Origin of the sequence: Actinomadura soli, from assembly GCF_005889715.1 — a bacterium.
GTDB classification, from domain to species: Bacteria; Actinomycetota; Actinomycetes; order Streptosporangiales; family Streptosporangiaceae; genus Spirillospora; species Spirillospora soli.
Genome location: NZ_VCKW01000337.1, coordinates 1 through 7,320, shown reverse-complemented (window position 1 = coordinate 7,320; position 7,320 = coordinate 1). Strand labels below are relative to the sequence as shown.

8 protein-coding genes are annotated in these 7,320 nt (G+C 72.1%); 5 read left to right on the top strand and 3 right to left on the bottom strand.

Translation table 11 applies throughout. The annotated features are described in order from the left end of the window. Both ETD83_RS43200 and ETD83_RS37275 read left to right on the top strand, forming a co-directional pair. On the top strand, nucleotides 1-641 hold a 641-nt coding region (locus tag ETD83_RS43200), incomplete at its 5' end, for a hypothetical protein (RefSeq protein ID WP_171064661.1). A 97-nt stretch (nucleotides 642-738) separates the two neighbouring features. After that, nucleotides 739-1,242 carry a MarR family winged helix-turn-helix transcriptional regulator gene (locus ETD83_RS37275; protein WP_230421446.1) on the top strand — a complete coding sequence of 168 codons (504 nt, stop codon included), beginning with the start codon at nucleotides 739-741 and terminating at the stop codon, nucleotides 1,240-1,242. 22 nt (nucleotides 1,243-1,264) lie between these two features. Here ETD83_RS37275 and rpsD read toward each other — a convergent pair whose 3' ends face one another. Further along, complete coding sequence (gene rpsD, locus ETD83_RS37270) at nucleotides 1,265-1,870, bottom strand: 30S ribosomal protein S4 (RefSeq protein ID WP_138649909.1); 606 nt, start codon at nucleotides 1,868-1,870, stop codon at nucleotides 1,265-1,267. Nucleotides 1,871-1,937: 67 nt separating this feature from the next. Here rpsD and ETD83_RS37265 point away from each other — a divergent pair, with 67 nt between their 5' ends. Both ETD83_RS37265 and ETD83_RS37260 read left to right on the top strand, forming a co-directional pair. Continuing rightward, nucleotides 1,938-2,768 (top strand): DUF2470 domain-containing protein, encoded by an 831-nt coding sequence (locus tag ETD83_RS37265; protein ID WP_138649908.1) that lies wholly within the window; start codon nucleotides 1,938-1,940, stop codon nucleotides 2,766-2,768. Between the two features lie 364 nt (nucleotides 2,769-3,132). After that, nucleotides 3,133-4,314: a trans-sulfuration enzyme family protein gene (locus ETD83_RS37260; protein ID WP_138649907.1), complete on the top strand. Its 1,182-nt coding sequence runs from the start codon at nucleotides 3,133-3,135 to the stop codon at nucleotides 4,312-4,314. Between the two features lie 63 nt (nucleotides 4,315-4,377). On the opposite strand, the gene ETD83_RS37255 is transcribed toward ETD83_RS37260, so the two are convergent. Beyond that, nucleotides 4,378-5,535 carry a DUF5925 domain-containing protein gene (locus ETD83_RS37255; RefSeq protein WP_138649906.1) on the bottom strand — a complete coding sequence of 386 codons (1,158 nt, stop codon included), beginning with the start codon at nucleotides 5,533-5,535 and terminating at the stop codon, nucleotides 4,378-4,380. Between the two features lie 52 nt (nucleotides 5,536-5,587). Further along, a complete protein-coding gene (locus ETD83_RS37250; RefSeq protein ID WP_138649905.1) occupies nucleotides 5,588-6,361 on the bottom strand; it encodes a lysophospholipid acyltransferase family protein in 774 nt (257 codons plus the stop codon). A gap of 153 nt (nucleotides 6,362-6,514) precedes the next feature. Between ETD83_RS37250 and ETD83_RS37245 the strand changes: the two genes are divergently transcribed. Next, the coding region (locus ETD83_RS37245) for a hypothetical protein (RefSeq protein ID WP_138649904.1) at nucleotides 6,515-7,320 on the top strand (806 nt) is incomplete at its 3' end.

Sequence of the window (7,320 nt, the reverse complement as noted above, 5' to 3'; positions counted from 1 at the left end):
AGGAGGAACCGGAGGAGAGGGAGCCGACCGCCGCCGCCCAGCCGACGATCTTCGGGCTGGGCACGGTGCAGGCGGTCGTGGTCGTCGTCCTGGTCGCGCTGCTGGCGAGCCTGGCGATCTGGCAGTGGCGGAGCGCGAGTTCCCTCTCGGCCATGGAGGACGACCGGGAGGCGGTGAGCAAGGTCGCCTCCGCCTACGGGAACGCGGCGTTCAGCTACAACGCGCAGAACTACCAGACGCAGGCGGAGAAGGCCCAGAAGCTGATGGCCGGCGACCTCCTCGACGAGTTCAAGAAGAACACGCTCACCTCGCTGACCAACGCCTTCAAGGCCGACTCGCAGGTGGCGGTGTCGTCCAAGACCGACCGGGTCTTCGTGGGCGGCGTCGACGGCAGGTTCGCCACGGCGGTGGTCATGGTCGAGATCTCGCTCAAGACGAAGGACGGGCAGGCCACCGAGCCGGCGACGCTGCTGCGGCTGTCCCTGAGCAAGGTCGGCGGCGAGTGGAAGGTGACCCAGCAGTACGCCTCCGGCGTCAACGAGCAGAACAAGAACCAGCAGCCGGGGCAGCTCCCCGGCGTCCCCGGCGGCGGCGCGCCGACGTCGCCGAAGGCGGAGAAGACCGGCACGCCGAACAATTGACGATCAGGCCGGGCGCCCCGCGCGGAAGCCGCGCGGGGCGCCGCGCGTTGTGCCGATGGACGGGGTCGCTGGACGAAGGCGGGGCATCATGTCGACCGTGACGGAAACGGGGCGGAGCGAACACGGGACCGGGGGCGGGGTCGTCCCGGACGAGCTGGTCCACGAGTTCGGCGCGCTGCTCAGCGCCGCGTCGGTGCTGGAGCGGATCGCGGGCCGGGAGCTGGAGCGTCGCTGCGGCATCCGGCACGCGGTGTTCGAGGTCCTGCTGAAGCTGTCCGGCGCCGCCGGGGACCGCCCGCACACGATGGGCGACCTGGCCGGCGAGCTGATCCTGACCAGCGGCGGCATGACCCGGATCATCGACCGGATGGTGGAGGCCGGCCTCGTCCGCCGCGAGCCCGCTCCCGGAGACCGCCGCCGCCAGCTCGTGGAACTGACCGACGCCGGCCGCGCGAAACTGGACGAGGCCCTGCGCGTCCACGCCGAAACCCTCCGCGAGCACTTCGCGGGCCCGTTGACCGAAGACCAGCGCCATGTCCTGGTGGACGCCCTGAGAACCCTCCGCACGACCGCCCGCAAAGAGCTAGGCGCCCTCCACTGAGACAGGCAGGGCGTCCCCTGGGCTACCTCGAATAGTGCTCGACGACCAGTTGCTCGTCGCAGATGACCGGGATCTCGCGGCGTTCCGGGAGCCTGGTGAGCTGGGCGGCGAGGGCGTCGTGGCGGACGTCGAGGTAGGCCGGGACCTTCTCGGTGTGGCCGCCGGCGGCGGCGATCTGGAAGGCGTCCATGGCGCGGCTGCGGCCCGCGACGGTGACCACGTCGCCGGGGCGGACCCGGTAGGACGGACGGTCCACGCGGCTGCCGTTCACCAGGATGTGCCGGTGCACGACGAACTGCCGGGCCTGGTAGATGGTGCGGGCGAACCCGGCGCGCAGGACGATCGCGTCCAGCCGGCGCTCCAGGTCGACGATCAGCGCCTCGCCGGTCTTGCCGCCGGCCTTGGCGGCCTTGGCGAACGCGTTGCGGAGCTGCGCCTCGCGAATGTTGTACTGCGCGCGGAGCCGCTGCTTCTCGCGGAGCCTGACCTTGTAGTCGGACTCCTGCTTGCGGGCGCGGCCGTGCACGCCCGGCGGGTAGGGGCGGGCCTCGAAGTACTTGACGGCCTTCGGCGTCAGCGGGATGCCGAGGGCCCGCGAGATCCGGACTTTGGGACGAGGGTTGTTCATCACGCTCCTTTGGTGGTTAGGTATGCCTAAGTTAGGTAAGCCTAACCTAGCAGGTCAAGGAGGCACGGTGCGGCAAGCGCAGACCACGAAGACGGTGGAGGGCCCTACGGCGGCGGAGCGGGCGCGGACCCTCGCCTTCGGCATCGCGGACGGCGTCCTCGTCGCGCCCGGCGTCCCGTACGCGCCCGTCCCGGCGCACACGACCGACCGGGACGGCAGGCCGCTGCTGCTCGTCCAGTCCGCGTCGCCGATCGCCTCCGGGCTCCGGAACCCGGCGCCGGACGCGGAGCCCGACGTGCCCGCCACGCTGCGGATCTCCGACGTCGCGCCGATCGCGCTACCGGACCGCGTCCGCGGCCGGGCCTGGCTGCACGGCTGGCTCAGCGAGCTCCCGGACGCCGAGCTGCGCGCCGCCGCGCTCCGCCTCTCGCACGCCCATCCGCGTCCCGAACTGCTCGACTTCGGCACGGGACCGCTCGACCGCGGCACGGAACCGCTCGACCGCGGCACGGAGCGGGGCGACCGGGAGGAGTGGACGATCCTCGCGCTGGAGGTCGCCCAGGTCGAGATCGAGGACGCGTGGGGGAGCGCGACCCTCGAACCCGAGGAGTACGCCGCCGCCGCGCCGGACCCGTTCGTCGCCGTCGAGTCGGGCATCCTCACGCATCTGGACTTGTGCCACCGCGACGAGCTGACCGGGCTGCTGCCGGAGTCCGTGCCGCCGGGAACGGTCCGTCCGCTGGGGCTCGACCGGTACGGCATGTGGCTGCGCCGCACCGCGGCGCCATCGGAGGTTCACGCGGCGTTCGATCTGCGGCTCCCGTTCGCCGAGCCTGTCAGTGATCTCCACGGTCTGCGGTGCGTGTACCGGCGCCTGTTCGCCCGGGCGACCCCGTAGTGAACCCCTAGGTACGTGGAAACCCTGATCCGGGCGAAACCGGCAAAATGCCGGTGATCTCCCGGATGGTGGCGGGGGCGCTCTCCAGGCGATGCTCGGTACACCGGCCGAGGGACGCCGAGCGTCACCCGTCCGGGACGACCCCGATCGTCGGCTCACCCTCGCGGGGTGGGTGAGCCGGCGACGGGGACCGTACCGGGCTACAGGGGCGCCCGGTGCGCCCCCGGCCGGGCCGGTGGTCCGGCGCCGCGACGTCGGGGGACGTGGTCCGGGCCACTGGTCGCAAACCCGGCACCGGCTGGAACTGGGCCACTGGTTGGAATTGGCCGTTCCGCCGGCCGGGCTCCCGCCGCAGGCTGGAGACATGACCGGACACCATCCGCAGACCCGCGCCGTCCACCCGCCCGTGACCGTGCCGGCGGGGAGCCGGCCGCTCTCCGTGCCGCTCTACCAGGGGCACCTGTTCTCCTTCGACGCGGCCGACGATCTCGCCGCCGCCTTCCACGGACCGGACGAGGCGTTCTTCTACGCCCGCATGGCCAACCCGACCGTCCGCTCCCTCGAACGGGCCGTCACCGAGCTGGAGGGCGGGGCCGGGGCGCTCGCCACCGCGTCCGGCATGGGCGCCATCAGCACCGTGCTGATGAGCCTGCTCCGCGGCGGCGACCACGTCATCGCGCAGACGACCCTCTACGGCGGCACGTTCGCGCTGTTCCAGGACCTCGCCGAACGGTGGGGCGTCGAGGTCACCTACGTCTCCGGCGACGACCCGGCGGAGGTGCGGGACGCGCTCCGTCCCGCCACCCGCCTCCTCTACCTGGAGACGGTCGCGAACCCCACCACGCATGTGACGGACGTGCCCGCGTTCAGCGCGGCCGTCCAGGGAACGGACGTGCTCACCGTCGTCGACAACACCTTCGCCCCGGTTCTCTGCAAGCCCATCGACCACGGCGCCGACATCGTCATCCACTCCACGACGAAATATCTGAGCGGGCACGGCGACGTCATCGGGGGCATCGCCGTCTTCGCCGACCCGGACGTGTACCGGCGCGTCTGGGACCACGCCATCGACCTGGGGTCCGTCGCCGACCCGTTCGGCGCGTGGCTCACCGTGCGCGGTCTCGCCACGATGCCGCTGCGGGTGGAGCGGCAGAGCGCGTCCGCCCTGGACATCGCCCGGCGCCTCGCCGCGCACCCGTCCGTGACCCGCGTCCACTATCCGGGGCTGCCGGACCATCCGCAGCACGAGGTGGCGCGCCGGCTGCTGCCGGACGGGAGCGGCGGCGTCCTCGCGTTCGAGCCCGCCGGCGGACGGGACGCGGGCCGCGTCTTCTCCGAGGCCGTGCGGCTGATCTCGCTCGGCCCGTCGCTCGGCAACGTCGCGACGCTGGTGATGCATCCGGCGAGCACGTCCCACCGGCAGATGGACGCCGCCGCTCTCGCCGCCGCCGGGATCGGTGCGGCGACGGTCCGGCTGTCCGTCGGCCTGGAGCACCCCGACGACCTGTGGTCCGACATCGACCAGGCCCTCGCCAAGGCGACCTGACCTGGATCAACACCGATCCGCCTCCATGCCGGGCGCCGGGGGCGCCCGGCAAGGAGGCAGCGCTCAGAGATAGAAGCCGGTCGCGGCGGTCGGGGCGCCCGCGTTGTCGGGACGCTTCTCGCCCTTGCGGAGCGCGGCCAGCTCGGCGAGCGTCGCGCCGTCGTCGCCGATCTCGCCGGCGTCCCCGGACGGCACGTCGCTGCCGTCCAGCCAGGACACCGCCTCCGCGCGGGTGAGCCGGCCCACCTCGATCTGCGCGAGGCACCGCCCGGGACGGACGACCGCCGGGTGCAGCATGGCGAGGTCCTCGTTGGTGGTGATGGCGACCAGCACGTCCCGGCCCTGCCCGAGCATCCCGTCGGTGAGGTTGAGCAGCCGCGACAGGCCCTGGCCCGTCGACTGCTTCGCCTCGCCGCGGATCAGCTCGTCGCAGTCCTCCAGGATGAGCAGCCGCCAGCGGCCCTCGTCCGCGTCGTCGCCGACCGCGACCTCCATGAGGTAGCTGGGCGTGCCGAACAGCGCCTCCGGGTCGAGGACGCAGTCGGACTGGCACCAGCCGTCCCAGGCACGGGCGAGAGCGCGCAACGCCGTCGTCTTGCCGGTGCCGGGCGGGCCGTGCAGGAGCAGCAGCCGTCCGGACATGTCGTCGCGGCCGAGGCGCATGACCTCGTCGAGGGCCTCGGCGACCGGCGCGGTGTAGTTGCCCCGGATGTCCGCCCACGCGTCGGCGGTGATCGCGCGCTCGTTGCGGGTGGGACCGTGCGTGCCCATGTGCCAGAAGCCCATCTCGACGCTGCTCTCGTCCACCACCGGCGGGTCGGTCGCGTCCTTCACCGACGCGTCGAGGACGGTCTCCGCCAGCTCGTCCGTCACGGCCGACACGGCGAGGTAGGCGATGCCGTTCTGCCACCGGTTGGTGAGCAGCGTCCAGCCGTCGCCCTCGGCGAGCACGGACTCCTTCAGCTTCTCGTGCGCCACCCGCACCACCCGGGCGTCGCCGGGACGCAGCGGCGCGTCCGCGCGGACGTGCTCCAGCCGCGTCGACCGGGACCAGGGCTGCTCACCGGACGCGAACGGGCGCAGCGACAGCACGTCCATCACGTCGGCGGGCGAGTTCCTGTCGCTGAGGTTGAAGACCACGGGCAGGACCGACTCCGGCCCGGGGTCGGTCACGTTCTCCCTGGGCTCAACGAGATGGAGGATCTCCTGTGGCGTGGTCATGCCAAAAATGATCAGGCCCGGCGGGCGGCCGCGTCCACCGAATTAGAGGCCGTCAGGAACCGTCGCCGTCCTCGCGGGCGGCGGACCTGCGGGCCTCGGCCTCCTCCAGGTCGAGCTTCTCGGCCTCCTCCGGAGTCGGGGCCGTGCCGCCGAGATAGGCGGGCTGCCACCACGTCTCGCCCGCCTTCGGGACGTCGGGGTACTCGCGCTGCGCCTTCTCCAGCAGCGCCGACATCCGGGCGTGCAGATCGCGGGTGAACTGGTCGTAGTCGTCGCCGCGCTTCGGGTGCAGGGGCTCGCCGACGAGGATCGTCACCGGCACGCCGCGCTGCAGCAGCCTGCGCTTGCGGCCCTTCGTCCACAGCCGCTGCGGGCCCCAGATCGCGACCGGGATCAGCGGCACCTTCCCGGCGACCGCCATCCGCACCGCGCCGTTCTTGATCTCCTTCACCGTGAACGAGCGGCTGATCGTCGCCTCGGCGAACACCCCGACGATCTCGCCGTTCTTCAGCGCCTTCAGCGACGCCGCGTACGAGGAGGCGCCCGCGTCCCGGTCGACGGGGATGTGCCGCATCCCGCGCATCAGCGGCCCGCCGATGCGGCTGTCGAAGATCTCCTTCTTCGCCATGAACCGCACCAGCCGCTTCGCCGGATGCGCGGTGAGCCCGGCGAAGATGAAATCGAGGTAGCTGATGTGGTTGCTGACGAGCACCGCCCCGCCGGTGCTCGGGATGTGGTCGGTCCCCTCCAGACGGATCTTGATGTTCAGGGCCTTGAACACGCAGCGAGCCGTCATGATCACCGGCGGGTACACGATTTCGGGCATGGGAGCACGGTACTTGAGCAGGTCATGATCAGCGAGCGTGGGCGGGGATCCGGATGCCTCCCACAACCGACCGGAACTCTGAGAAGGTGGGGGTTGTGACGTGAGTCGCCGAGACCTGAAGATCGTCCTGAGGGTGAAAGGGGATGAGCATCGATGGAACCGTTGGACGCGGCGGCGGACGTGCACGCGCTCATCCGCGACGTGCTGCCCGCCCTGGCGCCCAGCGCCTGGTTCGACTCCGGCACCTCCGAGGTGGTGCTGCCCGTGGGCCGGTCGGAGGCGCGTGCCTCCAGCTGGACGGTGCTCGAACGCTGCGCCCGGGAGCCGCGCTCGGCGTGGCCGCGGGTGGTGGACGAGTGGGTCCGCGAGGTCGGCGACCGCGCGTTCCTCGCCGTCGGTGAGATGGAGCTGTTCGGCGACGTCAGGGAGCTGCTGCGGCTGCGCATCGTCCCGAAGCTCGCGCCGCGCGACCGGGAGGGCCTCGTCGTCGTCCCCGCCGGGGACCACTTCGACGCGATGGTGATGATCGAGCACCCGCGCTACGGCGGCCCGCTCACCAAGGCCCGCGCCGGGCTGCTCGGGCTCCACAAGCTCGGCTACGTGATGACGAACACCCATGACCGCGAGCTCGCCGACGTCGCCGTCCGCGACCAGCCGCTGCTGCCGGGCCGCAACGTCCGCGTGGTCACCAAGCCGGGCAGCCGGTACGTGTCGGCGCTGCTCAGCGAGGTCGACCAGTTCCTCCCGTGGCCGAACGAGCACGGCGCGCTGGTCGGCGTCCCGTGCCACAGCACGCTGCTGCTGTACCCGATCATGTCGGCGGCCGTCCGGGAGGTGCTCCCCGTCTTCGCGGACGTCGTCCGGGAGATGCACGCCGACGCCGAAGACCCCTGCGCTCCCGGCGTCTACTGGAGCCACGGCGAGCGCCGCCTCACCCCGCTCCCCGCCGACCCCAACGC